Source organism: Antarcticibacterium flavum, assembly GCF_006159205.1.
Classification (GTDB): Bacteria; Bacteroidota; Bacteroidia; order Flavobacteriales; family Flavobacteriaceae; genus Gillisia; species Gillisia flava.
The window spans coordinates 4,135,989-4,161,808 of the sequence record NZ_CP040812.1 but is presented as its reverse complement, the minus strand read 5'-3'; the positions used below and the strand labels follow the sequence as shown (position 1 = coordinate 4,161,808).

23 protein-coding genes and 1 tRNA gene are annotated in these 25,820 nt (G+C 41.4%); 13 read left to right on the top strand and 11 right to left on the bottom strand.

What is annotated here, in order from left to right; genetic code table 11:
• Window positions 1-83 precede the first annotated feature (83 nt).
• The 7 genes from FHG64_RS19700 to trhA all read right to left on the bottom strand — a co-directional run bounded on the left by FHG64_RS19700 (window position 84) and on the right by trhA (window position 5,942).
• The gene (locus tag FHG64_RS19700; RefSeq protein ID WP_246054189.1) at window positions 84-908 is read right to left on the bottom strand and encodes a TolC family protein; all 825 of its coding nucleotides are present in this window, start codon (window positions 906-908) and stop codon (window positions 84-86) included.
• Window positions 842-1,138, bottom strand: coding sequence for a hypothetical protein (locus FHG64_RS19695; RefSeq protein ID WP_246054188.1), 297 nt, complete (start codon window positions 1,136-1,138; stop codon window positions 842-844). Before FHG64_RS19695 ends, FHG64_RS19700 begins: the two co-directional genes overlap by 67 nt.
• Window positions 1,099-1,491, bottom strand: a complete 393-nt coding sequence (locus tag FHG64_RS19690) for a hypothetical protein (RefSeq protein ID WP_246054185.1) — start codon at window positions 1,489-1,491, stop codon at window positions 1,099-1,101. The genes FHG64_RS19695 and FHG64_RS19690 overlap by 40 nt, the downstream gene beginning before the upstream one ends.
• Window positions 1,491-2,840: an HlyD family secretion protein gene (locus FHG64_RS18190; protein ID WP_139067712.1), complete on the bottom strand. Its 1,350-nt coding sequence runs from the start codon at window positions 2,838-2,840 to the stop codon at window positions 1,491-1,493. Before FHG64_RS18190 ends, FHG64_RS19690 begins: the two co-directional genes overlap by 1 nt.
• A 5-nt stretch (window positions 2,841-2,845) precedes the next feature.
• Complete coding sequence (locus tag FHG64_RS18185) at window positions 2,846-4,507, bottom strand: peptidase domain-containing ABC transporter (protein WP_139067711.1); 1,662 nt, start codon at window positions 4,505-4,507, stop codon at window positions 2,846-2,848.
• Window positions 4,500-5,186 (bottom strand): TetR/AcrR family transcriptional regulator, encoded by a 687-nt coding sequence (locus FHG64_RS18180; protein WP_139067710.1) that lies wholly within the window; start codon window positions 5,184-5,186, stop codon window positions 4,500-4,502. Before FHG64_RS18180 ends, FHG64_RS18185 begins: the two co-directional genes overlap by 8 nt.
• A gap of 87 nt (window positions 5,187-5,273) precedes the next feature.
• Entirely contained in the window at window positions 5,274-5,942 is a 669-nt protein-coding gene (trhA, locus tag FHG64_RS18175) for a PAQR family membrane homeostasis protein TrhA (RefSeq protein WP_139068019.1), read from the bottom strand.
• 176 nt (window positions 5,943-6,118) lie between these two features.
• On the opposite strand from trhA, the gene FHG64_RS18170 reads away from it, so the two are divergent.
• The 8 genes from FHG64_RS18170 (at window position 6,119) to FHG64_RS18140 (ending at window position 17,145) form a co-directional block, all read left to right on the top strand.
• Window positions 6,119-6,571 carry an SHOCT domain-containing protein gene (locus FHG64_RS18170; RefSeq protein WP_139067709.1) on the top strand — a complete coding sequence of 151 codons (453 nt, stop codon included), beginning with the start codon at window positions 6,119-6,121 and terminating at the stop codon, window positions 6,569-6,571.
• 202 nt (window positions 6,572-6,773) lie between these two features.
• Window positions 6,774-7,991, top strand: a complete 1,218-nt coding sequence (locus FHG64_RS18165; protein WP_139067708.1) for an exonuclease SbcCD subunit D C-terminal domain-containing protein — start codon at window positions 6,774-6,776, stop codon at window positions 7,989-7,991.
• Window positions 7,992-7,994: 3 nt separating this feature from the next.
• A complete protein-coding gene (locus FHG64_RS18160) occupies window positions 7,995-11,018 on the top strand; it encodes an AAA family ATPase (RefSeq protein ID WP_139067707.1) in 3,024 nt (1,007 codons plus the stop codon).
• A gap of 501 nt (window positions 11,019-11,519) precedes the next feature.
• On the top strand, window positions 11,520-12,647 hold the full coding sequence (locus FHG64_RS18155) for a PQQ-dependent sugar dehydrogenase (RefSeq protein WP_218937532.1): 1,128 nt from the start codon (window positions 11,520-11,522) through the stop codon (window positions 12,645-12,647).
• Window positions 12,648-13,079: 432 nt separating this feature from the next.
• Window positions 13,080-13,247 carry a hypothetical protein gene (locus FHG64_RS19275; RefSeq protein ID WP_168191389.1) on the top strand — a complete coding sequence of 56 codons (168 nt, stop codon included), beginning with the start codon at window positions 13,080-13,082 and terminating at the stop codon, window positions 13,245-13,247.
• 101 nt (window positions 13,248-13,348) lie between these two features.
• On the top strand, window positions 13,349-15,019 hold the full coding sequence (locus FHG64_RS18150) for a hypothetical protein (RefSeq protein WP_139067706.1): 1,671 nt from the start codon (window positions 13,349-13,351) through the stop codon (window positions 15,017-15,019).
• Window position 15,020: 1 nt separating this feature from the next.
• Window positions 15,021-15,848 carry a DUF2490 domain-containing protein gene (locus FHG64_RS18145; RefSeq protein WP_139067705.1) on the top strand — a complete coding sequence of 276 codons (828 nt, stop codon included), beginning with the start codon at window positions 15,021-15,023 and terminating at the stop codon, window positions 15,846-15,848.
• A gap of 103 nt (window positions 15,849-15,951) precedes the next feature.
• The gene (locus FHG64_RS18140) at window positions 15,952-17,145 is read left to right on the top strand and encodes a GAF domain-containing sensor histidine kinase (protein WP_394344227.1); all 1,194 of its coding nucleotides are present in this window, start codon (window positions 15,952-15,954) and stop codon (window positions 17,143-17,145) included.
• Between the two features lie 918 nt (window positions 17,146-18,063).
• On the opposite strand, the gene FHG64_RS18130 is transcribed toward FHG64_RS18140, so the two are convergent.
• Together FHG64_RS18130 and FHG64_RS18125 are read right to left on the bottom strand one after the other, a co-directional pair.
• Window positions 18,064-18,597 (bottom strand): transposase, encoded by a 534-nt coding sequence (locus tag FHG64_RS18130; RefSeq protein WP_139067703.1) that lies wholly within the window; start codon window positions 18,595-18,597, stop codon window positions 18,064-18,066.
• A gap of 147 nt (window positions 18,598-18,744) precedes the next feature.
• Window positions 18,745-19,131, bottom strand: coding sequence for a hypothetical protein (locus FHG64_RS18125; protein ID WP_139067702.1), 387 nt, complete (start codon window positions 19,129-19,131; stop codon window positions 18,745-18,747).
• 645 nt (window positions 19,132-19,776) lie between these two features.
• Between FHG64_RS18125 and FHG64_RS18115 the strand changes: the two genes are divergently transcribed.
• Both FHG64_RS18115 and FHG64_RS18110 read left to right on the top strand, forming a co-directional pair.
• Entirely contained in the window at window positions 19,777-20,928 is a 1,152-nt protein-coding gene (locus FHG64_RS18115; protein WP_139067701.1) for a zinc-dependent alcohol dehydrogenase, read from the top strand.
• 42 nt (window positions 20,929-20,970) lie between these two features.
• Window positions 20,971-21,489, top strand: a complete 519-nt coding sequence (locus FHG64_RS18110) for a hypothetical protein (RefSeq protein WP_139067700.1) — start codon at window positions 20,971-20,973, stop codon at window positions 21,487-21,489.
• A 351-nt stretch (window positions 21,490-21,840) separates the two neighbouring features.
• Here the strand turns inward: FHG64_RS18110 and FHG64_RS18105 are convergent, their stop codons facing one another.
• Window positions 21,841-22,569, bottom strand: coding sequence for an XRE family transcriptional regulator (locus FHG64_RS18105; RefSeq protein WP_139067699.1), 729 nt, complete (start codon window positions 22,567-22,569; stop codon window positions 21,841-21,843).
• 402 nt (window positions 22,570-22,971) lie between these two features.
• Between FHG64_RS18105 and FHG64_RS18100 the strand changes: the two genes are divergently transcribed.
• From FHG64_RS18100 to FHG64_RS18090, 3 genes are all read left to right on the top strand, one after another.
• Window positions 22,972-23,676 (top strand): type 1 glutamine amidotransferase domain-containing protein, encoded by a 705-nt coding sequence (locus FHG64_RS18100; protein WP_218937531.1) that lies wholly within the window; start codon window positions 22,972-22,974, stop codon window positions 23,674-23,676.
• Window positions 23,677-23,881: 205 nt separating this feature from the next.
• A tRNA-Pro gene (locus FHG64_RS18095) sits at window positions 23,882-23,955 on the top strand.
• A gap of 227 nt (window positions 23,956-24,182) precedes the next feature.
• Window positions 24,183-25,433 (top strand): site-specific integrase, encoded by a 1,251-nt coding sequence (locus FHG64_RS18090; RefSeq protein ID WP_139067698.1) that lies wholly within the window; start codon window positions 24,183-24,185, stop codon window positions 25,431-25,433.
• 218 nt (window positions 25,434-25,651) lie between these two features.
• On the opposite strand, the gene FHG64_RS19270 is transcribed toward FHG64_RS18090, so the two are convergent.
• Window positions 25,652-25,807, bottom strand: coding sequence for a hypothetical protein (locus tag FHG64_RS19270; RefSeq protein ID WP_168191388.1), 156 nt, complete (start codon window positions 25,805-25,807; stop codon window positions 25,652-25,654).
• Window positions 25,808-25,820 lie beyond the last annotated feature (13 nt).

Below are 25,820 nucleotides of genomic sequence, written 5' to 3'. Positions count from 1 at the left end.
TTTTCATTTTATTGCGGGGGTCACCCCGGTCTTCCTTCCCGGTTTCCGCTGTCGCTTTCTGCTTTTAAGTTTTCCGTTTTAACTTAATCGGCATTGGGAATGATCCCCAGGTTGCGAAACAACCTTGCCTTTGCGTACAGGTATTTATTAAGGATATCGTTTTGTTTAAGGCGCGCCTCGATTAACCTGGTCTCCCGGGTATTAATAAGGAATAGGGAGCTTTCTCCAAAGCTCATCCTGCGCTCTTCTGCCGCGAGGAGCGTGGCATAATTCTCCACCATTTCCACTGCCATTTGCGTTTGAATGCTATAAGACTCCAATTCCTGGAATACGGCCAGCAACCTGTTCTCCAACTGTCTTTCATTGAGCTGCAAATCAAACTCTGCGTCCTGTATCCTGAAATTCGCCAGCCGCAGTTCCCCGCGTTCCTTTCTAAGGAACAAGGGAAAACTAAATCTCACCCCTGCTTTATAATTGGCACGTGTAAGGCTTTGAAACTCATCGGGCTCCTGGGTAAGAAAATTATACTCAAGATTTATTTCCGGTAATAACCTGTTGGCCATAAGCCGCCGGTTCACCTCCAGGGCACGTAATCCCAATTCCATTGATCTAAGCTGTGGATGATTCTCGGGGATAACGCCCGGTTCAATTATTTCCGGCAGGTCCAGGACTACATTTACTTTTGGAAGAAGATTGGTGTCCGGCATCATATCTGGTTGTAACTCTACGGGAGTATTATTGTCAAGCCACAAAAAATTGGAAAGATCCAGCCGCTCCTTCACCAAATCTACTCTCGCCTGCTCCATATCCAGGATCCTGTTTTGGACAGATATCCTTGCTTCTACAGTATCAATGGCAGGAATTGCCCCCAGCCTGGCATTCCTTGCAATCCCGTCATATCGTTCCACGGCATTTTCAAGGAACCCTCATAGATGATCATTTCATTATAAACCCTTAACCAGTCGAAATATGCCAATGCTGCGTCATAAAGCACCTCATTTACCATAAGGTCACGCTCTGCCAAGGACTGGTCCCTGTAGATCCTGGCAGTACGAAGGGATGCCATACGTTGATTTATAAACATTCCCTGTCCTACATCTACAGATACCCCTGCACTAAAAAGCCCATCCTCTGGCACCGTTTTTTGAGGGTTAAGATATACCCCTGGTTCTGTTCAAAATTTGCTTTAAGCTCAATCCCATACCAGGTGGGAATTTTGAAAGTGGAATTCAGGATATCGTAGTACTCTGTATTCTTAAATTCCTTTCTGTCATAATCTACCTCTATTTTTGGATCAAACCCTCCCCTGGCACGCAGCAGCTCAGCTTCAGCCATACTCAATTGTAATCCTGCCTGCCTTGCGACGGGATGATATTGCTTTACAAATGCCAGATATTCCTCAAAGGTAAGGACCTGCGGCAACCGCTCCTGTGCCTGTAGATTTTCCCCCAGTAAAATTATCAGGATAATAAGGAAGTTCTTAATTCTCATTATTTTACATTATCTGTTGCAGCCGTTTGAGGCTGATAATAATTTGGCGGGAATCCATTAAGATTCCTCCATATCTCATACCATATTGGCACTTCTTCCAGCAAAGCCAGGGTTGAAGCTCCACTGCCAATCCTCACATCGCGTGGCCAGGGGTGATCATCTGGATCTGGTTCCAGGAGTACCCGGTACAATCCATTAGGACTTATAAAGTTTTCTACTGCAACAACGCGAGCGCCATAAGTACCAAAAGACAGGTTTTCCCAGCCACTAAAAACAATTGACGGCCACCCATCAAACTGCACCCTTACCTTCTCACCCTTATGCAAAAGAGGGACATCCAGAGGCCGTACAAATGTTTCTACCGCCAATTGAAAATCAGACGGCATAATACCTACCAGGCGCTCACCTTCTTTAAAGGTTTCTCCAATCCCCGCGCGAAGAGCCCGGTTAATATATCCGCTTTGTGGGGCCAGAATGTAATACATCTGGTTCCTGATGCTGTAATTGGTGAAATCATTTTCCAGTTTGCTTACCTGTGCTTCAGCATCAAATTGATTGGACTGTGCTGTAAACAAATCGCTTTCTGTCTTGGAAATTTTATCGTCATATTCAGCATCAATCCGGCTTATCTCAATTTCCGCATTAATTACCTCATTCTCACTCGCAAGCAATCTGTTCCTGGCAGAGATCTCCCTCGCCTGGGTCTCCTGAAGTTTCAACCTGGCCTGTTCCACATCTGGCAGGGCCATTAATCCCTCCTGTTGTAATTGCTGTATTCGTTCCAACTGGGTCCTGGCGATTTGAAGATTGGTTTGGGCCGCTTCCAGGTCAATACTGTCGCTTCTTACTTTTAATCGTGCCTGCTGCAGCTTATTTGCCGCCTGTTGCGTCTTTAATGCTCTTTCATTATTTATAGCATTTATTTGTGAACCCAGGGCTGTAACCTTGCCTCTATACGATTCTACTGAACCTGATTTCGCGGTGAGCTGCTCCCCGGTACGCTCTACCAGTAATGGATCAAAGTATTGGTTGGTCACTTCGGAAATATGAATAATAGTATCTCCTTTATTTACAAAATCCCCTTCCTGCACATACCACCTCTCTATCCTCCCCGGGATGGGAGATTGAATAGTTTGCGGGCGATGCTCAGGGCTTAAAGTAGTTACACTTCCCTTACCGCTTACCGTTTGCGTCCAGGGTAGAAATAAAATTATTAACAGCAGGATGCTGAAGCCCAGCAGGATCCTGTTGAACCATTTATTGTGCCTGTGATGAAAAGCGCGTTTTCCTGCCTTATATTGGGAAAGATCTACTTTTCTATTTAATTTTTCCTGAGATATATTAAGCATAATCTCTAAAATTTATGTTTATCACCCCTTTTTTCAAGGCGTATTATTTTATTACATACTTTCTCCCAAACCGGGTTTTGGCTGGCTACCAAGATTGACCATTTATGAGCAGGATCTGTAAAGAACTCAAGCATCCTGTTTGCTTCCTCCTGTTCAAACATCTCCAAAGGTTCTTTAAGTATGAGGATATCCGGTTTTTTAGCAATTGCCCGTGCCAAAAGGATCCTTTTTCCTATTAAGGTGGAAAGGTATTTTCCTTCCGGAAGGATTTCTGTGTGAATGCCCTCGGGCTGCTCCTTTACAAACTGGGAGAGTCCCGCGTGTTCAATTGCCCAATATACATCCCTCTCGGGAACGTTTGGATCACCAAAAGTTATATTTTCCAGTAAGGTCCCTTCAAAAGGAAATTCCTCGGCAAGAAAAATCCCCAGCCTCTTCCTGTATTCATTCAATTTGAGACCATTGATGGAAACATTATTTATGTAAATATTTCCCTGACTTATTTCATTTATCCCACCAACAAGTTTTAAGAGGCTTGTCCTGCCGCTTCCATTTGGGCCTTTAAGCAATACTTTTTCGCCCGCTGCCAGGTCAAAGGAAATATCTGAAAGTATCGTTTTACTATCTACCCTGTAGCCTACATCGTTAATTTCAAGGTTCAATGGCCCTTTATCATCCAGCCTGTTTCTGCCTTCTTCCTTTTCCAGTTCTTTATCCACAAGCTGGCCCATTTTTTCAAGGGATGTAAGGGTATCGTAAATAACCTCCAGGCCTTTTATTAATCTTTCTACAGATGCCAGTATAAGAAGTATAATGATCTCTGCAGCAACAAACTGTCCTATGTTCATCTCCTGGTTTAGTACAAGCATACCTCCTATTGCGAGCAACCCTCCGGTTACAAGTACCTTAAATACAACCAGTTTTATGAATTGGATCTTCAGGATTTGAAAGTGATTTTCCCGTGCCCCCAGGTATTTGTCTGTTAGCCTGTCATTCTTGTCCATCGCCAGGCTTGTACTTCCTGAAATTTTAAAGCTTAATAAGGACCGGGCTACTTCCTGTAGCCAGTGGGCCACTTTATATTTGTGTTTGGATTCATCCAAACTGGTCTCAAGCCCACGCATAGCTGTAAATTTGAAAACAAAATATATGAGGGCTACAAGCAGCAGACCATAAATTATAAAAAATGGATGATACAGGGATAACAGGATCAATCCAAAAAAGATTTGAAGCACGGCCGCCGGTAGATCCAAAAGGATTTTTGATATCCCTTTTTGGACAGTAAGGGTGTCAAAAAACCTGTTTGCCAGCTCGGGCGGATAAACATTCTTGAATTCATTCATTTTTATTCGCGGAAACCTGTAGGTAAACTCAAAAGATGACCTGGTAAATATTTTTTGCTGAATATTCTCCACAATTCGAATTTGCATAATCTCCAGAAGCCCCACTAAACCAACAGCTGCGGTTACCAGGATCACCAGGATGATCCACGAAGTGCTCACCCTCCCACCCTGGATAAGGTTTACAATGGCCTGTATTCCAAGCGGAACGGCCATATTCAATAATCCTGCGAAGATTGCATAATAAATGATTTGTAAAATATCCTTCCTGTCAAGTTTTAAAAGGCCGGTAAGCCTTTTAATAGAAGAGTTAGTTTTTTTAGCCATTCTTTTGATATTTTAAAGATGAAAGGACCAGGAAATTGAAATACTCGGCCGGGCTTATATTCTCATTACAATCTGTAAGCGCAGGAAAATGTTCCCTTAGAAAATGTTGATGCAACCCACCTTCCACCACTGTACTGGCAAGGGCAGCGGCAAATGGATAATTGTTATTAACTGCCAGTATCATCTTTTTTAGCCGGAGGATAAGACGGTTGTATACTTCAAAGTACCCGTCTTTATATTCTTTATCTACCTCTTTTGTAAGGTAGGACTTGGAGTATTCATTGACCACCACCCGATTGAGAATTACTTCATCTATGTGAGAAGTAAGTGAATCTTTTTTGACACGCCTGGTTAAAATATTAATTGCAGTTTCCAGCACCTGCTCTGCATCCTCATTATTGTTGGTTGCAAAAACAAGTTGATATTCCTTCCAGGCCCAATACCAGGAAGTGAGATAGAGCAATAACTTATGTTTATTTTCAAAGTACCTGTAAATACTACTTTCGTTGGATTTAATTTCCACCCCCAGTTTCTTGAAGGTAAAACTTTCAAATCCAATCTCATCAATAAGTAGAATACTTTTTTCTACTATTTTCTTTCCCAAAGCAGAGGACTCGGGATCCTTGACATAGAGGTCCTCGTTTACTCCAATTTTTAACCCTGAAAATAATTGCTTCATTATTTAAACCTTATACCTGCAAAGGTAATAGTATTACTATCACATTTGCAAATATTACACCAAAAATTTAGAAGGGTATTCTGTACCTCACATCCCTACAGGTTCTCCGGGTAAAACATAGAAATAAATAGAAAGAAAATGGCAAAAACTGCCGGCAAGTACAAACAGGTGAAAGATGGCGTGATTGTATTTTATCCTGTCAAGACTAAAGATAACTGCCCCCAAAGTGTAAGAAATACCACCGGCAAAAAGCCACAGCAGGCCGGGAAGGTCCAGGTTTTCAAAAAGAGGTTTGATGGCAAACACAATGATCCAACCCATTACCACATACATTACAGTAGAAAGAGTATGGTAACGCCCGGTATAGAATAATTTTAGTATTACCCCAATTAAGGCCATAGCCCAAACTACACCAAACATACTCCACCCCGTAACTCCCTGGATGGTTACAAGGGCAAAAGGGGTATATGTGCCGGCAATAAGTACATAAATAGCGGCGTGGTCCAGGATATTTAACCTGTACCTCAATCTTTTATTGGTGGCGCTATGGTAAAATGTAGAGGCCGCATAGAGCAGGATCATACTTGCTCCAAAAATGCTAAAACTAGCCAGGAGGACAGAATCTCCAAAATTAGCTGCCCGGTCAATAAGCAACACCAGGCCAAGGATACTTAAAACAAATCCAAAGCCATGGGAGATAACATTCAGCGTTTCCTCATAAGGCGGATAGTAACCGGGGGATGGTTCAGTTTTCATTTGGTCCTTCATTGTCTCTTTTAATATAATTGAATTGATGCAGCTATGGAAAGGCATTAAGAATATTTTAATACAGAATATTCTTAAGGACTGGTCAAACAAAATCTACATTACTTACAGCTATTGCAGGCTTTGATTAAAAACTTTAAATTGTGCAGTAACATCAACCTTGCAATATGACAGAGCCGGTAATCTTTAAATCAAATTATTTCCTTAGAACCCTGACCCGGGACCTTCATCCCTTTACGCCCAATGTACTGGTCATAGACGAGGAGCATATAGAATTTCGAAGGAAGAACTTTCACCTGGTCTCTGAAGATACCGAAACCCTTCACTTTAAAAATATTACAGGAGTGACTGTGGACAGCCACCTATTTGGTTCTACTATTACAATAAAAAGTACGGGCAATGATCCCATACACGTTCACGGGTTCTGGAAAAAAGAGGCGAATGAGATAAAGGCCCTGTGCGCGAAATATATTAATGCATATAATAATCGCTCTACACCCGGCAGCTCCTCTCCAGTATTTAGCATTGCAGATGAGTTAACCAAACTTAAATCATTACTGGACCAGGGGGTAATTACTGCGGAAGAATTTGAGAAGCAAAAACAAAAATTGCTCCAATAGGTTCTCTGTTTTTCTGAAGCCATATATCTCCTGTTTTATTCTGAATGGCTGCTGAAGAGAAAGATTAATTTCATTGTAATTGCAGCCAATAACGTCACCTCTTGTCGCCCTGCAAACTTATTTTTACATTTCTAAAAGCATACTCATCTTTTCCGGTAGTTTTCTTATTTTCGGAAACTGCTGAAAAATAAAAACTGAATTCATGAAGATCCTCCATACTGCCGACTGGCATATAGGTAAAAAACTGCATAAACACGACCTGGCCAGGGACTTTGATCTTTTTATAAAATGGCTGGGAAACACCATTGAAAAAGAGAAAGTAGACGTCCTGTTGGTGTCCGGGGATATATTTGATCTTGCCAATCCCTCTTCAGATGCCCGCCGGCAATATTACCGCGCTCTAATGGAGCTGCGTAAGTTCAACTGCAAGATCATCCTCACAGGCGGGAACCACGATTCCCCTGCTATGCTCAATGCCCCTGCAGAGATCCTGCGGGAGTTGGATATGCACGTAATTGGCGGACTCCCGGAAGACCTGGAGGAGGTAATTATACCGGTAAAAAATGAGCAGGGCGAAACAGAAGTAGTGATAGCCGCCCTACCCTATCTAAGGGATTCAGATCTTCGAAGTGCCGGGGATGGGCATACGTATGAGGATAGGCTGGAAGCCCTTCGAAAAGGCATTCAGCTTACTTTTTCCAGAGCAGCAGAGATCTGTGAACAGCAATTTCCAGGGGTGCCGGCCATTGCTATGGGCCACCTCTTTGCTGCCGGGGCCGAAACTTCTGAGAGTGAACGGGATATTCAAATTGGGAACCAGGCAGCCTTTAATGCGCTTCAGTTCGGGGACTATTTTGAATATATCGCCCTGGGGCATATCCATAAACCCCAAAAGGTCAATGCAGCCGTACCAACTTACTACAGCGGCTCTCCCCTGCCACTATCTTTCAGTGAAAGGCGGGATGAAAAAAGAGTTCTGTTGCTGGACACGGCCGCTTTAGGAGAACCTCAAAGTATTCCGGTTCCGGTCTTCCGCAGCCTTTTGAAAATAAGTGGCAGCCTGGAAGAGCTTCAGCAAAAATTAAGGGAGCCGGGAAGCGTTAAGGAACTAGATACTCTTATTGAAGTGGAGATGCAGGAAGAAGATTATGATGCCAATAAGATCTTTTTACTCGATGAGCTGGTGACCGGATTTCAACAGCCGGGTTTTGAGATCGTAAAACACAGGGCTTCTTTCAGGAATAAAATTAGCGGTGCAGGCGAGATCTATAACAACAGGCAACTGGAGGATCTAAAACCCCGGGAAGTTTTCACAGAACTTATTGAGCGGCATGCGTATGATGAAAATACACACCGGGAGATCCTGGGGGCGTTTGATGAACTGCTCGAAGAGTTACAGCAAAAAGAAAATGCAGGTTAAAAAATGAAAATACTTAAAATAGAATTCTCCAATATAAATTCCCTTAAAGGTCCAAGCCTTATAGATTTTACGGCTCCACCTTTTACCCATAGTTCCCTCTTCGCCATTACGGGTCCAACCGGCAGCGGGAAAAGCACCATTCTTGATGTAATCTCTCTTGCCCTGTTCAACCACGTGCCGCGCCTGGGAAAAATAAGCAGGAATGAGATCCTCTCCAAAGGAGCCATCCTTACCCGCAATCAAAAAGAAGCCTTTGCAAAGGTGACTTATGAAAGCAAAACCGGGATCTACACCTCCCACTGGAACATTTCCACCGCCCGCACGGGGAATCTTAGGGAATATGACATGGAGATCATCAATGAGGGTACCGGCGCTGTTCTGGACCTTAAAAAATCTGATGTCCCGGGCAAGAACGAGGAGTTGATTGGGCTTAATTATAACCAGTTCATAAAATCTGTTTTACTGGCGCAGGGGGAATTTGCGCAATTTCTTAAAGCAAAAAAGGATGAGCGTGGGGAACTGCTGGAAAAGATCACCGGCACCGGGATCTACCGGCAGCTGGGAAAGATGGCCTGGGAAAAACACAAGCTGGTAAATGCAGAGATACAAAAACAGCAGGATGAAATAGCGGTCATTAATAAGGACCTGCTGGAAGAGGAACAGTTGGTGGAGATCACCGCCAAGTTCCAGGAAAAGGAAAAGAACTGCCTTCCCCTGGAAGAAGAGATTAAATCCCTTGAGAAGAATGTCGAACTCAAGAATACCATAGAACAACAATTAAAAGAGATCGATAAGATCTCTTCTGAAAAAAAACGAGCTGAGGACAGCCTAAAGGAATTCATTGACGGCTACGGACTCCAGCTACAGCAGCACGAAAAGGTACGGGATTTTGCTGAAGAACTAAGGGACTGGAAACGACTTACGCTGGATTGTGCCAACCTGGATAGGGATTTTAAATCCAGGAGTCAGCGAAAAAATGAAACATTGCAACAGCTGCAGGATTGCCTGCGGGACATAAGCGGTTTCACCAAACTGGAAACCTTACAGGAAGAAGTGGAAACAAGGCTTGAGGAATTTTCAGAAAAAGTAAGGAATCTTCAGGAGGAGTTAAAAAATAAAGGTTCAGAATTTAAGCACCTTCAGCAAATCTTCAAAACAGAGACCAGGGAACTGGCCTGCGACCTGAACGAACGGGAACCTGCCTCCACACGAAAGGAACTGCAGGAGATCAAAGCAGCTTCAGAAGAAAAAATTAACACGTTGCTTCCCAAACTTCAGGAAGTGAATTTGCAGGAAACAGGATCGGAAAAGATCAGGATCAAAAAGAACCTCCTTCTGGCTCGGGAAGCTGTAAGCCATTCAGAAAAGATAGATACTATAGCGGATGAAATTAATAGGTTGAATTCTGAAGAAAATAAACTCCTACCGCTGGTAAAGGAACTTCCGCAGGAGATCAAAGTGGCTGAAGGGAAAGTAAGGACCTGCCGCGACCGGATAGAGATCATAAGCCTTAAAAAGCAAAATGAATTATTGCTGAAAGATCTTGAACAGCATCGCGCCCACCTTATAGATGGGGAACCCTGTCCCCTTTGCGGCGCTACGAATCATCCATTTGCTGAAGGCGTTCCTGCCAAAGGCGACAAGCTGGATGAGGAATTGAAAGAAGCTGAAGAGAATTATCAAATTTGGTCAGGAAAACTCACTGCTCATAAAACCACCCTGAACCTACATTCCAACTCTTTGAAAGAAATAAACCGGCAAAAGGAAGCAAGGCAGCAGGAACTGAAAGAACAGCAAAGATCTTTGGCAGAAAATTACAGGGAGCTGCAACGGGAAGGGGGAACCAACTGGAAAAAAGTTTGTGAGAACCTTGACAACACCCTCGAAAGCCTTGAAAAATATGAAAAGCAACAGCGCAGCCTGCAGTGTGTGGAGACGGGACTCCCCCTTATTGAAAAAATGATGGAGATAAGTGCAGAGGGAAAGGAGTTGAGAGCGAAGCTGGAATCTATTTATACCGGGAAGGATATTAATGCAGATACGCAAAAGCTGCAAACCAGGTGGACCCGGCTTACAGAACTCGACAAAGCTATCACTGCTGAAATTGGGGAACTGGAAAAGAAGATCGAAACTGCAGGAAGCCAACTCACTACCCTTGAAAAAGACCTCAGCGGCATGGTGCGGGAGAAAGGATTTGAAAATGTCACCCTGGCAGGAAATGCTCTTTTACCAGATCCTGAATATCATAAACTTTATCAAGCCAGAGAGAATATTGGCAGGGAGATAAGCAAAAACTCCCAGTCTCTGGATTTGCTTAATTCCCAATTAGAGCGCTCCCGCCAGGCAGATGTAAAGGACACAAAGGAAGAACTTAGTTTGAGACAGCAGGAGAGCAAATCGAAACTTGAAAGCCTGCGAGCAGAATGTCAACATCTTAACAGGCTCCTGCTTAACGACCGGGAGAACAGGGAAAAGATCGAAAAAATTAAGAAAGAGATCTCCGGGAAGGAAAAGGAGATCAAACGATGGAGGCTTCTCAATGAACTCATTGGGGATTCTACGGGTAAAAAATTCAACGATTTTGCGCAGGACCTAAGTTTGAGTCAGTTACTCCACCTTGCGAACATCCGCCTGCGGGACCTTAGTGACAGGTACCGCCTGGACAAGCCGGAAGAAGATGAAGATGACGGGCTGGTAGCTATAGATGAACATATGGGAGGGCAACGAAGGTCTGTGAAAACTTTATCTGGCGGGGAAACCTTTCTCCTAAGCCTCTCCATGGCCCTGGCCTTAAGCGACCTTGCTTCACGAAATGTGGAGATCAACAGTCTTTTTATTGACGAAGGCTTTGGAACCCTGGATCCTGAAACCCTGGATCAAACCCTCGATACCCTGGAAAAATTGCAGGCAGAATCCTCGAAGACCATAGGAATTATAAGCCACGTGGATTCCCTTAAAGAGAGAATAGCAACCCAAATCCAGCTCACCAGGAATGGGCAGGGGTATAGTAGTTTGGAGATTAGGTAGTATTGAGTAGTTAGTATTGAGAATTGAGAAAAAAAGAGTCTGGAGTCTAGAGGCTAGAGGCTGGACTCGGTGCAATCGTGGTTAATATCATACTATCAAATGGCCCGGGTTTAACCACAGAGTTATACCGTTAAAAAGCAAGTTTCACGGAGTTTTTTTAATTGTAACATACTGTAAGAAAGAAAGCTGTTCATCAAACTTTCTTTAGTGAATTAACTCCGCGTCCTCCGTGAAAAACTCCGTGAAACTCTGTGGTTAAATAACCCATATCCTCGAAAAAATGATAAATATTCTCGCAACACAATAACCCCACCAACAACAAACACCAAACACCGAACAACAAACACGAAAAGCTTGTCTAACAGCGAAGCGGTCTATAATCTAGTATCTAGCAGCGCAGCGGTCTCCCTTCAAGTTGTTAACTGTTTATTAAGCCCTTTGGCAGGTTTTTTAAGTAGTGGTAACTTAGATACTTAGCTTATTAACCATCAAAAATATATTATGAAAAAGACTATGACTAAGAATTTAAAGACATTTCTTCTATGCTTCTTCTGTACGGGACTATTCTTTGCGCAGAAGCCTACAGTGGAAAGAGACCAGGGAGCCATCACCATTGAAACCATTGCAGAGGATTTGGAGCATCCCTGGGCACTGGCCTTTTTACCGGATGACCGACTGCTAATTACAGAACGTGCCGGTACCCTTCGTGTAATGGACACTGCAAATAATGTATCAGCTCCAATCCAGGGAGCACCTGAGGTTTTTGCCAAAGGACAGGGAGGGATGCTGGATGTGGCACTGGATCCGGATTTTGAGCAGAATAATTACATCTATCTAACTTTTGCCGAAATGGGTGCCGACAGTACTGCCACCACCGCATTAGGCAGGGGTGTATTTCAAAATGACCGTCTAGAGAATTTTGAAGTGATCTTTCGCATGGAACCTGCCATTCAAGGAGATAAACATTTTGGAGGACGAATTGTTTTCACAGATGACGGACATATACTTTTAACCCTGGCTGAAAGGTTTCAATTCGATCCTGCACAGGACAACACCAACCATATGGGAACAATAGTGAGGATCAACAAGGATGGTACGGTCCCAAATGATAATCCCTTTGTGAATGATTCCAATGCCAGGGATGAGATCTGGTCCTTTGGTCACCGAAACATTGAAAGTGCTGCTATTGATCCAAATACCGGAAACTTGTGGGTTGCTGAAATGGGGCCTATGGGCGGTGATGAATTTAACCTGGTGCAGGAAGGAAAAAATTATGGCTGGCCGGTAGTAAGCTGGGGCAGGAACTATGACGGCTCCCAAATACCAGATCACGATACAAGGCCGGAGTTTGAAGATGCCGTGATTGTTTGGACTCCAACAATCTCACCTTCCGGAATGATATTCTATGATGGAGAAATGTATCCTGAGTGGCAGGATCACGCCATAATTGGCGGACTTACCAGCAGCGGGATCGTGGTAGTAAAAATTACAGGGGAACAGGCAGAGGAAATTGAAAGAGTACCGGTGGCAGAGCGCGTTAGAGATGTTGCCCAGGCACGGGATGGCTCAATTTTCCTGGTAACAGATCATGAAAAAGGCAAAGTGCTTCGATTAAATAAAATGGAATAAGTTATTTCAAAAATAAAAACTGAAGGGGTATGTGTAAGAACATATCCCTTTTTATTTTAACAGGCTTAATCTCCTCACCTGTAGAAATATTACCCAAAATAATGGGGAGCAGCTAAAGGATTGTTGAGCTGTACTAATTTATTACACAAATAAATCCAGAACGAATAAATCAATTTTCAGCTATATAAAAAATAAAATTTCGTAAATTATATTTGACAACTCATTTAAAACGAACTGGTTAAAGCTTAACAGAACATCAGTTAATTAAAAAATATAGGAATAAAGGAAATTAAAAAAGAATTTCCTTCTTGTTTATTCCCGTAATTGGCACGTATCATCACTATTTTCCCATGCCTTGGAACGATGATTGCTTTTTAGCAGACGATTTAAAGGGCGTAATTAATTCTACCACATGCTCGCAAATTAATTTATATGGTAAAACATTTACACCAAATATTTTTTATTGGTATTTTTTTCACAGGAATATTTGAAGGCAATAGTCAGCAAATCAGGCAATATGACAGCACCTACACCCCTGCCCCGGTCTTACGGGAACGGCCCGTTTTGAGTATTATGAAGATAAGGAAGGACGTAAAATAAAGCACGGTGATTTCTCCTTTATTCGAGAAGAACGATCTCCAGATTCACAGAATTCGGCCACTTATTCCTCCTGGAAAGGCAGTTATGATGAAAATAAAAAAGTGGGTGAATGGATCTATGAAAACAGAAAGCATCTTGTTTCCATTAACAATATTTCTGATGTTTCCCTGGATTATTCTATTTACACCATAGATGAGTATCTGGAAATGAATTATCTCGAGGGTTTCCCTGAAGGTGAGATCCTTTTAGAAAGTACACTTTACGCCAATAAAAAACCCGAAAAACGGCTGAAATATTTTCATACAGAAATGAGGAATGGCCTTATGCATGGAGAGTTTGAATACTTCCATGCAAATGAAACAGAAGATATTTTAAGTGTTTTTGGAAGGCTGGAAGATGGTTTAATGATAGGAGAATGGGGCTTCAATTACCACCAGAAAGATCTTAGGGAAACCCGACAATATGACCAGGGAGTGCTTTTAAGCCTAACCAGGAGCAATGGTGAAGGGCCCAAAAAGCTGGATTTTCCTTTAAGCCAGGGATTACAGGCTGCACTTGCTAAAAAAGAATCAAAGGTAGAACTTGCAGGTAAACCCCTTAGTTTACATTTTAGTGATGGTTATCCCCGAACTTCCAAATATATTAAAGAACAACAAATGGGGGAAGATGCTCTCATGGGAATTCTAGAGGAGATCTTTCGGTTCGATCAGGATATTGATCTCTCACAACGGCTGCCCCTGGGCACTAACCGGGGATTTTATCCATTGTCTTCAGAGGAGCGCAGGTTACTGGCAGACTGGAGTAAAATTGAGGCAAAATACCGCACTAACCTTCAGGAATTGAATAATCTTAGGATTGAAAGTCTTAATCTCGCCCAGGACGGGGAAACAAAAATTATATTAGGTTGGATCGAGGAACAGGAAGAGATCAATGAATATATACGTCCCTGGAACAATATTTTGGGCAAGGAACAGGTAGAATACTACAATAGGGAAGGTTTACTTAAGGATTATGCCTGGAATTTGCTTGCCCGTGATACGGTTAAAACAGAACAGGAAACAAAGATATTTACATACAAACCGGAAGAAAAACCGGAAAATTTCCTTCATTATATAGTAGAGAATTTCAGGGACAGGAACCTGGTGGGAGATTCCCTGGTAGAAAGACTTGCTGGAAAACTGGAGACCCTGGAAACATCCAGGGAGATCTCCGGACTTAATGAAAATATCTCCCGGCAAAAGATAAAAATGGACAGTATTTATCAATTCCCATCCAATTACGGCCTGGTAGATTATCTCTTACGAAAAACAAGGAGGGACTTTGGAGAGAGTATCTATAAGCAGGAGCTGGAAAGATTTGTGAGGGAAGAGGATTTGAATGAGAAGATCTCCATTGGCCAGGATCTTATTGTGAACCTGGAAATCATGAAAGAAATACATACCACGGCCATTAATATTGCTACCCGCAGGGAAGAGATTGATGAGCTTTACACAGAATATACCTTTGATCCTTTCACCTTTAGTGACCAGGTGCCGGTAAGAAAAAAGAAAAGGCTTTACAATTATGTGACAGAGGAGATAATTGAAAAGATCCTTGCCCGGGCGGGCGAAAAATCTTCTCAACCAACAGAGATCCTGAAAGAGCTTCAACTGGTGCAGCAAATGCAGGAAAGACTGGTGTTTTTAGAAGATAAAAATACCCGGCGACTTGAACGTCGCCTTCAAAGGAGTGATTCTTTAGAGGAAAGTGTGGAATTACTCAATAGCCTGTAGCATGAAAAAAACTCTATTTGTATTTATCTTACTTCTTTTAGTTTCAGAAGATATAAAAGCACAATTTTCTCAGGTTACAGAAGAACCTACAACCTCTGTTGAAAAAGATTATACCCATACAAGGGGATTATGGCTGGGAACCTATACCAAATACCGTCTTAATGAAAAGATGTTCTATTACGGGGAATATCATTACAGGCGTACGAACAATTTTATTGAGGATATGGCCCAGGTTTATTTAAGATTTGGACTTACTTACCTGGTGAACAACAGGCTGGAACTTACTGCGGGAGTTGTTACACCCTTTTACTGGGCGCCGCAGCAGGATCTTCCAGACCAGGACAATGTGGTGCCGCAATATCGCCTTTGGCAGCAGGTTTTATTGGTACAACCTTTTGACCGCCTAAAGCTCTATCACACATTTAGGTTCGAGCAGCGTTGGAGAAGGGATTATGTTGTAGATTCTCCATTTGAGCTTACCTATAGGTTTCGTTATAAAATCTCGGGATATTATCCCCTGAATAATTATAAGCTGGTAAACAAAACTCTATTCGCCTCCTTCTATGAGGAAATCTTTATACAGGCAGGAGAAACCATAACTTATAATTACATGGAGGATAACCGGGTGTTCCTAGGACTGGGATATATTTTAAATGAAAATATCCAGATACAGGCAGGATATATGTGGACCTTTAGGTATAATAAAGGGCCAACCAGCTTTGAACACCGGCATATCCCCAGATTAAGTATTTATCACAATTTGGATTTTCATAGAAAAAGGATAGAAAGGCGTAAGGAAAGAGTGTTGATCCTCGATGAGGAATTCTAATTTGTGCCCTCCTGGAATTTATCTTTCCGGTTTCAGGACAGCTTTTGCAGATTATAGAAAATAACATTATTTTAGCCAATTAGCATCTAAAACCAACAAAACGATCAAATCACCATCAAACAATGCAAATCTTTCAAAAGATGTTGCTGCCGTAAATCAAATTCCAATTATTTCAAAATTACTTGATGTTGTGTGCCACACCACAGGATTGGGGTTTGCGGCCATTGCCCGGGTGACCGAGGATCGATGGATCACCTGCTCTGTTAAGGATTCCCTGGATTTTGGACTGGCACCCGGGGATGAACTGCCCATCAAAACCACAATTTGCGATGAGGTTAGAGCGGCAAACCTTCCGGTATATATAGACCATGTTGAGAAGGACGATAAGTATTGCAACCATCCCGTGCCAGTATTATACAAGTTTCAGAGTTATGTCTCTGTACCCATTTACCGTAAGGACAAAAGTTTTTTCGGAACTCTTTGTGCCCTGGATCCTAAGCCTGCCAGTGTTTCCACTAAGGAGGTGAAGGATATGTTTAGTTTGTTTGCAGATCTTATTTCATTTCACCTGGATGCAATAGATGAAAAAGCAAAGGTTACTGAAGAATTAAAAGAAGAACTCGAGAACACCCAGCTACGGGAGCAGTTTATCGCCATTCTTGGCCACGATCTTAAGAATCCTATCGCCACCACCCGGATGAGTGCAGATATTATGCTGAAGTTTTCCAAGGAAGAAATGGTAAAACGTAATGCTGCAATGATAAAATCCACCTCTTTTAGGATGGAGGCATTGATCGATAATATTCTTGATTTTGCAAGAGGTAAGTTAGGGGAAGGAATTATCCTTCAAAAGAAAGAAGATAACGCACTGCTGGAAAAATCCTTAAAGCAGGTAGTCAATGAAGTAAAGGCCGTTTCTCCTGAAAGGGAAATCCAGGTAGAATATAAGTTGGAGAAGTCTGTAAATTGTGATCACAACAGGATCTCTCAATTGTTCTCGAACCTGCTTTCAAATGCCGATCTTCATGGAGATGAAAAGACTCCAGTTACGGTAAACGTCGAATCCTTAAATGGGGAATTTAAATTAGAGGTGCGAAATAATGGCTCCCAGATTCCTACTGAAGCTATAGAGGATCTCTTTAAACCATTTTACAGAGATGTGGCTAAAACAGGAAAAAAAGGCCTTGGGCTGGGACTATATATCTCCCTGGAGATCGCTCACGCACATAAGGGGAACATTGAAGTCCACTCCGCAGAAGATGAAACTATTTTCACCTTTGCAATGCCGCTGGTTTAAAATAAAGCCCGGAGGCAAGAGTCAAGAAACAAGAGTCAAGAAATAAGAAACAAGAAACAAGAAACAAGAGTCAAGAAACAAGAGACAGGAATAGAGAGAAGAGACGGCAGAGCAAAAATTTCCAGGCACCAAATTTCCAAATTCCAAACACCAAATTCCAAATTCCAAGAAAAATCACCCCTAAACGGTAAACCGACAACCCACAACCGACAACCCACAACCGACAACCCAAACCGACAACCCACAACCTACAACCTTTTTAACCGATACCTTCCGGGTAGGGGCAAGCCCAACCCCTACAGCATAACACCTCCTGACTATCCACTCTCCACTTTCCTCTCTCCACTTTTTTCAACCGACAACCCACAACCGACAACCCACAACCGACAACCCACAACCGACAACCCACAACCGACAACCCACAACCGACAACCCACAACCGACAACCCACAACCTACAACCTACAACTTTTTTAACCGATACCTTCCGGGTAGGGGCAAGCCCAACCCCTACAGCATAACACCTCCTGACTATCCACTTCTATGTTGTAAACCAAGTTCCAGAAGCTAAAAATTTCATAAATTTAAGTCATAAATCCGAAGAGGAATTGAGCTCTGCTGGAGAGCAACTCAACAGCAATAGGGTTTATGACGATGAAAAAAGTAGAGCCCCTTCTTGTTAAGGGGTTTTACAATTATTCAATGTCGGGTATGGCTAAGAAAACTCACGGTCTTCATAGCTTACCTGGGGTGCCCGGATGTTGTAATTCTATAAAACAGCCTTCTATGAGCAGTCGATTTATCGCTGCAGTGTCTTGTTCAGCATTAAAGAATAATGAGCCGTAGTCTCTCCGATAACAGTCGCAAAATCGCTGCAGTGGAAAGTGAACGGTCTCATTGGATTGAAATTTTATAGAGATTATACAACTTCTAATTTATATAGTTCTTTGTTCTTTAGAACAAATCGTATTCTTCTTAATAGCTTTTTTGCAATTCTAATGATTGCTTTATTTGGCATTAGACCTTTGTGACATAATTCGGCATATCTGCAAGCTAATGCAGGATCCTTTTGAACCGCTATCCAGGAAGCCTCTATTAAAAGTGGTCTTAAAATAACCTGAGCTCGTGAGGTAATTTCGCCAACACTTTCTTTTTCTCCAGAGGATTTTGTGGAAGGAACAAAGCCTATAAAACTGCAAAGTTGATCAAAAGTTTTAAACCGATTCATATTCTCTAATTCAGTTAAAAAGGCCATAGCTATTACCAGTCCGATTCCTGGTACACTCCGAAGCAGTTTCACATCTTGTTCATATCTGCTGGTTCTGGAGAGTTCAGTTATTTGTTTTGTAATGCATTTTTTTTTCTCAGCTAGTCGCTCATAATCCTCCAGCAATCCATTTAAAGTTAGCCGTAGAGACAAACTCAAGTCAATTTCTTTTAACCAATTTATCAATCTTTTCGGCCACCTCCCTTCTGGGATATCTTCTGGTACTTTGAGGCCATTTAAATTGATAAACGATCTTATTCTGTTTTTTGTTCTGGATAATTCCTTTACAACAGTATTTCTATACCTGCAGAGACTTCTGTCATCTAAACACTCCTAGGAGGGAACATAGATGGGAGTAAGATCTCTATTCTGCAAGGATTTTGCAATTTTTCTACTGTCCCTTACATCTGTCTTCTGAACCTTCTCTTTAATGGTCGTAGGGATATCAGCTGCATTGACCACAATAGAATTAATCCCTAATTTAAGAAGTTGATAATGAGGCCAAAATCCAGCAAATCCAGCTTCATAGGCACTAAAATAGTTTCCTCCGGGAAATTTCTTGTCCAAATAATGCCGGAGAGTCTCTGGACTTGCAGGTGCATTAAAGGTTTTGGAAAATAGCCCCATCATTGTCGTAATATTCCAGCTCTTTTTATGAGTGTCAATGCCCACAAAAATATCTTTGCCCGTATAGTCTAATTTTGTAACTTGCTTTTGCATAAGTTTCAGTTTTAGAGTTAGTTATCACTTTTAAATTACTCTACTTTTCTGAAACTTGTGCTTTTTTATACAAACATAGGACCTCTCCACTTTCCTCTCTCCACCTTTTTCAACCGACAACCGACAACCGCAACTGCCAACTTCCGGGTAGGGGCAAGCCCAACCCCTACAACATAACAACTCCTGACTATCCACCCTCCACTTTCCTCTCTCCACCTTTTTCAACCGACAACCGACAACCGACAACCCACAACCGACAACCCACAACCGACAACCGACAACCGACAACCGACAACCCACAACCTACAACCTACAACCTACAACCTTTTTAACCGATACCTTCCGGGTAGGGGCAAGCCCAACCCCTACAACATAACAACTCCTGACTATCCATTCTCCACTTTCCTCTCTCCACCTTTTACAACCGACAACTGACAACCGACAACTGAATTAACTCCTAACTCCTAACATAGCCCCTTTTCCTTAACGCTTCCTCCTAACTTATTTCTAAAGTCACGTTAAATACTTTTTACAGGCAGCTTCATTTTGTAATTTGAAGGGGCAAATTTCAGAACCCCTCTTAAATGCCTGAAATTAAGATGTTTGAAGAAGATGATTTAGAATAATAACCAAAAAAGGAATATTATGTTAGCAATGAATTTTAGAGGGCCCTTTCGGGTCCGGGCAGATTATGACCAACCGTATCCAGAGATCGAACATCCTGAAGACGCCATAGTACGGGTCCTGCGCACATGTATATGCGGCAGTGATCTTCATCTTTATCATGGAATTGTACCAGATACCCGGGTAGGTTCAGTATTTGGTCATGAATTTATAGGTGAGATCGTAGAGGTAGGCTCTTCAGTAGAAAAAGTAAAGGTTGGTGATAAAGTGATGGTCCCTTTTAATATAGCCTGTGGAAAATGTGCTTTCTGCAAACAGGAGCTTTATGGTAACTGTCATGAGGCAAATCCGCAGTCTACAGCAGCAGGGGGAATATTTGGTTATTCACATACTGCCGGTGGCTATAACGGGGGCCAGGCTGAATATGTGAGGGTACCGTATGCCGATGTTGGCCCAACAGTAATCCCAGAGTGGATGGATCCAGATGATGCGGTATTGCTCACAGATGTCGTACCTACAGGATACCAGGCAGCAGAAATGGGTGGTATACAGGAAGGAGATACCGTAGTGGTATTTGGTGCGGGACCAATAGGGATCATGGCAGCAAAGTGTTCCTGGCTTTTTGGTGCCGGGAGAGTGATCGTAATAGATCAATATGATTACCGCCTGGAGTTCGTAAGGGATTATGCACAATGTGAAGTCTATAATTTCACAGAACTTGAAGACCCTGTAGTTTTCATTAAAAAGACCACAGATTCCCTGGGAGCCGATGTTTGTATAGATGCCGTGGGAGGCGAGGCTGCAGGTGACACAATGAATACCCTTCTTGGAAGAAAATTACTGCTGCAGGGAGGTTCTACCACTGCCCTCCACTGGGCAATCAATTCGGTAAAGAAAGGCGGTATTGTTTCAATCGTGGGTGTATACGGTCCTATAGATGCTCTTGTACCCATTGGGAATGTAGTCAATAAAGGAATTACTATACGAGCCAACCAGGCATCGGTAAAGAAACACTTGCCTAAATTGATAGAGCATGTCAAAAACGGGATCATAGATCCAAAGCAAATTATTAGCCACAGGATCCCCCTGGAGGAAGTGGCAGAAGGTTATCATTTAATGTCTACAAAACTGGATAATTGTATAAAACCGGTTTTAATACCACCTTCAGCATAAAAATGAGCAGTGAAAAAAGATTATTAATTAAAAATAGAAATCATGACAGATGAAACCAACCCGGCAGAATTTCAGAATAAGAGGGGCGGCGAACATAGCCATATAAAGGGATGGGGAATCGACAGGGATCCTAAGAATGACCCCACCTACCCCATGAAATCCAGGACAGATGAGGAAATAAGAGGATATACCTGGGAAAGACCAGAGCAACAACCGGTTAATATCGAGGTATTAAAATCTGTAGAAAGGCCAAATATTACTGCAGTCTTTGGAACTTCTGTTCCTCCCTCGGGACTAAGCGGTGCCATAAGAAGATATGCTTTTAAATACAGTGAGTCCAGCTATGGCCGTTGGTTACCACTGGTACTTGCTGATAGGATCAATGTATTTGAAGGATATTTCGATGATATTTCCAAAGGAACCTTTCCAAACATATTTGCTGAAAGGGGCTGGAAGGCAGAATTGAGGTATAACCGAAAAAGTTTTGTGTTAAAGAGTGTTCTTGCAGCCACGCTTACAACGGCAGGAATAATTTTGATGATCAATAGAAGCAGGAGATAAAGCTAACATTTTAAAATATGTTATTATAATTGGGCGGTTGTATAAGCTGCCCATTTTTTTTGCATGAAGTCAATAGTATCCAGGGAAGGACTTGTGGAGAAATATTTGGTAACTGCCTATATTATCAGAGTTGGGCTGTCAGGAAATAATAGAATATTACAGCCATAATACCAAAGATAAGCACAGCCATGAGTACAGTGCGATTTATTTTAAAAGGTGGCATTTCAGTAATTTTAATCTGGCTCTAAAGTATTACAGGTAAGTAAAATTCGCAAAGATCTTAACATAATTTTTAATGTAAATTTGACATTTAATCTACCACATACTCACTTAACCTGTTCTATGGCATCTTTACTTTTTCAGTTCTGTTTTTGTCCTGGAAACTTCCTGCTTTAAAAATTCAAGGGCTTCTGTCATTTCATCAATTTTACGTGATGAGATCATTTGATGTGACGGCACGAGTTTATTAGTTATTTTTCCCAGGATCAAACATGTCAATATAAGTTTAGAATTTGGAATAGTCAGCTCTTCATCCTCAAATGGGTTGTCATTTGTGAACACGATATTATCCCTGGTTTGTGTCATGAATCTTTTCACAAGTACCTTCTCCTTAGTAATTACAACCAAAGTATCCCTGGCTTTAAGTTTTTTGAGAGCTATATCCTGGCAAATAACAATATCACCAGATTCCAGAGTTGGAGCCATACTGTCCCCTTCGATCTCAAACAGCTTATATCCAATACCGCTGTAGTACCCCGGTATTCTATAGAAATCATATTCATCTTCAATCAGGTCATTGGAATATGACTTTATAAATCCCGCATGTGCCTTAACAGGTATAAAAGGTATTCTGCCATCCATCTGCTCAAGGGGTTCTTTCAGAAAAAAGTAAGAAAGAGGTTTCTGGTAAAGGCTTGCCAATTTTAACAAATGTTCGACCTGTAATCCAGCCCCAGAATTTTCAATTTCCTTGTATTCCGCACGGGAAATGTTTAGATCTTCAATTACTTCATTTATGGTATAGGCATATCTTTTCCTTAAACCTCCTATTCTATTACTTATTTGATTTAAAAGTTCCATTCATTTATCATTTTCAATATCATCATTTCTTAAAGGTGACCTTTTAAAATGGATTTCCAAGAATTATTACATATAATTATATTTTAAATAGAGAGAATGGTAACATCTGTTAAATTCTAGTTAATTATCTATTCATGTTATAATTTCCTCCTTTCTCTTCTTAATTTCATCATTAATAGAGGAATTCTGTAGGGGTACGGTTCCTCTACCTAATTTTTTCTGCCACTGTGCAGATAAAAACAACCTAACCAATAGGCAAATTGGATTGAGGGGTCAGTTTGTCTTTAACGCCCGGGGAGCTTTTCCCGGGCTTTTTTATTGATAAGGTCTTAAATCTTTGATAATAACCATCCCGGTCTGCTGTAAAAATTATAATTTGAATGAAATCAAAAATACTGGACGATGAAGAAGATCTTAATGGTACTTACCTCACATAAAGAAATTCCAAAAATCGATTCGACCACCGGGGTATGGCTGGGGGAATTTACAGAACCATATTATGAATTCCTGGATATGGATTACCTGGTAACCCTGGCAAGCCCTAAGGGAGGAGAGCCACCGGTAGACCCTCGCAGCAGGCTGGTAGAGGAGCTTTCCGCTTCCAACCGTCGTTTTGAAAAGGATGAACTGGCGCAGGCAGCATTTAGTCATACGGTTAAATTAAGCGAAGTAAAAGCTGAGGATTTTGATGGCATTTTTTATCCCGGAGGTCACGGCCCCATGTGGGATCTTGCCCAGGATGAAATTAACGCGAATCTTCTCCTGGAATTTCATAAGCAGGATAAAGCTATAGGAGCAGTATGTCATGGCCCGGCTGCTTTCCTGCTGGCTGCTGAAAAAGACCCGCACTTCCTTCCCGGTTATGAACTCACCGCCTTTTCCAATACTGAAGAAAAGCTGGTGGGCTTATATACCGATATCCCTTTCAAACTCGAAGACCGCTTAAAGGAACTGGGAGCAAAATATAAGAAAGCTAAGATCCCCTTTATGTCGAAGATCATAGTTTCAGGAAAAATAGTGACAGGCCAAAATCCGGCCTCGGCAGGAAAGGCAGCCAAGGATTTCATTAAAGTGCTGCGGGGAGTAGATACCTTTGGGATCTATTAGCACCTTATTTGCAGTATTTTAGCATGAAACCTCTATCCCTATTAAAAATTTCAATCCATAGGCGTTAAAGTCCCATTGTATTATTCCTGAGATTGAAAGAAAATTACCTCTCAATCTCTTTGAAAATTCTAAATAAGCTGCTTAATTTGCACTTCCTTTAAAAGGATAGGATTTTCAAGAGATATTCTCTTCAATTATCTGAAATCGGGATGTGGCGCAGTCTGGTAGCGTATACGTCTGGGGGGCGTAGGGTCGCAGGTTCAAATCCTGTCATCCCGACAATTAGGGTGTCAATAAACACCAAAATATAGCTAATTTTATGATTTTCAAGAGTTTACATTTTTCTTGAAATCATAAAATTGGCTTTAATTTCAAACCAAAGGTTACCTATACGGTTACCTGTTTTGATACCAATTTTTTTCATAAATTGGATCTTATTAACAACGTGATCTAGCATTGATTTGACTTTCGCAACAAATCAAATTAAAATTCTAAAGCTAGGCACAATGAAGACTTCCAGAACTTTTAGTATCCATTTTTGGATCAATTCAGCAAAAATTAAAAAGAACAAAGCACCTATTTATGCCAGAATTACGGTTAATAAGGAGCGCATAGAAATCAGTTTAAAAAGAGATATAGAAGTTACCTATTGGGATACCCGAGCTAAACGCTCCAATTCCCGTACTCCGCAGGCAAAAGCATTAAACAAATATCTGGACCAGGTGTACTCAGATCTCCTGGATTGCCATACTCAATTACACATAGAGAATAAGATTATCACCCCAAAAGCTATCAAAGCCCGCTTTTTAGGAGAGGACCAACAACAGAAATCACTGCTTGATATTATTGATTATCACAAAACTACAATGCCCGATACCTTAAAGTGGGGCACTTTAAAAAATTATGATACTACTGAGAAATATTTAAAACGTTTTTTGGGAGACAGGTATAAAACCACTGATATCTATCTTCAAGAGATTACATATGGGTTTCTAATTGATTTTGATCAATACTTACGAAAGACTTCTTCTATAAACCGGTCACAGCCCCTTAAAAATAATGGGATTATGAAACATCTAGAGAGGCTGAAAAAATTGCTTAAACTTGCTGTGAACCTTGAATGGCTGGAGAAAGATCCATCTACTCGTTTTTCCTTGAAGTTTCAAAAATATGATAGAGAATTTTTATCCTCTTCAGAACTTCACGAGCTTGAAGTTGCTGATTTCTCAAATGACCGCCACAGAAAAACCCGGGATTTGTTTATTTTTTCCTGTTATACTGGATTGTCGTATTCTGATGTCAAAGCCCTGAAAGAAAAGAATATTGTTCGAGGTATCGACGGGAAATATTGGATACATACTCATAGAATTAAAAATGACCAGCCAGTAAAAATTCCTTTATTAGAGAAAGCTATGGTTATTTTGGAAAGATACCAGACAGAGGAATTTAACTACGAAAATAATTTACTTCCGGTATTTTCCAATCAGAAGATCAATATCTATCTAAAAGAAGTAGCGTCTCTTTTGGGTATTAATAAAAAACTTTCATTCCATTCTGCCAGGCACACTTTCGCAACTACGGTTACCCTATCTAATGGTGTTCCTATTGAAACAGTCTCTAAACTTCTTGGACACTCCAAATTATCTACAACGCAAACATATGCCCGTGTGATGGAACAGAAAATAAGTGCAGATATGGATAAGTTGCAAAATTCACTGAATTTGGATTCAATTAAAATCAAAAGAAAACAATTATAAACTTCGCTTAGGTTCAAATCCAGGAACAATTTGGAATTTCCATAGGCTAACAAGAGCTTGAAGTACAAAAGCATTACGAGAGGCATTGCGGACAGCCCAATCATGCGCAGCAAACCAGCCTGAAGTTTCAAAATGACACTGCTATAGCGTTGTTTTATTTATCGTGATAAACTCTTTTGTTTTATTTCCTTTTTCCTCAGCCAGTCGCTTTAATCTGGTTATATCTTTCTCCCAAATCCACCAGTCAAAGCTACTCCAATACCTAGACCGATCAGCACTGCTCCGCTAATATCCGAAACTTTATTAGCAAAAATTAGACTAATTGCTATTCCACATAATAAAACAGCAATTCCAATTATCCTTATTTTATTCATTCTTTTTCGTTTT

What these genes read in the sequence shown, in the direction of transcription:
- FHG64_RS18170 (WP_139067709.1), top strand. Translation starts at nt 6,119, where the DNA reads ATGACAGAGCCGGTAATCTTTAAATCAAATTATTTCCTTAGAACCCTG.
- FHG64_RS18165 (WP_139067708.1), top strand. Translation starts at nt 6,774, where the DNA reads ATGAAGATCCTCCATACTGCCGACTGGCATATAGGTAAAAAACTGCAT.
- FHG64_RS18190 (WP_139067712.1), bottom strand. Translation starts at nt 2,840, where the DNA reads ATGCTTAATATATCTCAGGAAAAATTAAATAGAAAAGTAGATCTTTCC.
- FHG64_RS18145 (WP_139067705.1), top strand. Translation starts at nt 15,021, where the DNA reads ATGAAAAAAACTCTATTTGTATTTATCTTACTTCTTTTAGTTTCAGAA.
- FHG64_RS19690 (WP_246054185.1), bottom strand. Translation starts at nt 1,491, where the DNA reads ATGAGAATTAAGAACTTCCTTATTATCCTGATAATTTTACTGGGGGAA.
- FHG64_RS18160 (WP_139067707.1), top strand. Translation starts at nt 7,995, where the DNA reads ATGAAAATACTTAAAATAGAATTCTCCAATATAAATTCCCTTAAAGGT.
- FHG64_RS18155 (WP_218937532.1), top strand. Translation starts at nt 11,520, where the DNA reads ATGAAAAAGACTATGACTAAGAATTTAAAGACATTTCTTCTATGCTTC.
- FHG64_RS18115 (WP_139067701.1), top strand. Translation starts at nt 19,777, where the DNA reads ATGTTAGCAATGAATTTTAGAGGGCCCTTTCGGGTCCGGGCAGATTAT.
- FHG64_RS18185 (WP_139067711.1), bottom strand. Translation starts at nt 4,507, where the DNA reads ATGGCTAAAAAAACTAACTCTTCTATTAAAAGGCTTACCGGCCTTTTA.
- FHG64_RS18090 (WP_139067698.1), top strand. Translation starts at nt 24,183, where the DNA reads ATGAAGACTTCCAGAACTTTTAGTATCCATTTTTGGATCAATTCAGCA.
- FHG64_RS18110 (WP_139067700.1), top strand. Translation starts at nt 20,971, where the DNA reads ATGACAGATGAAACCAACCCGGCAGAATTTCAGAATAAGAGGGGCGGC.
- FHG64_RS19275 (WP_168191389.1), top strand. Translation starts at nt 13,080, where the DNA reads ATGGTAAAACATTTACACCAAATATTTTTTATTGGTATTTTTTTCACA.
- trhA (WP_139068019.1), bottom strand. Translation starts at nt 5,942, where the DNA reads ATGAAAACTGAACCATCCCCCGGTTACTATCCGCCTTATGAGGAAACG.
- FHG64_RS19270 (WP_168191388.1), bottom strand. Translation starts at nt 25,807, where the DNA reads ATGAATAAAATAAGGATAATTGGAATTGCTGTTTTATTATGTGGAATA.
- FHG64_RS18100 (WP_218937531.1), top strand. Translation starts at nt 22,972, where the DNA reads ATGAAGAAGATCTTAATGGTACTTACCTCACATAAAGAAATTCCAAAA.
- FHG64_RS18125 (WP_139067702.1), bottom strand. Translation starts at nt 19,131, where the DNA reads ATGCAAAAGCAAGTTACAAAATTAGACTATACGGGCAAAGATATTTTT.
- FHG64_RS18105 (WP_139067699.1), bottom strand. Translation starts at nt 22,569, where the DNA reads ATGGAACTTTTAAATCAAATAAGTAATAGAATAGGAGGTTTAAGGAAA.
- FHG64_RS18180 (WP_139067710.1), bottom strand. Translation starts at nt 5,186, where the DNA reads ATGAAGCAATTATTTTCAGGGTTAAAAATTGGAGTAAACGAGGACCTC.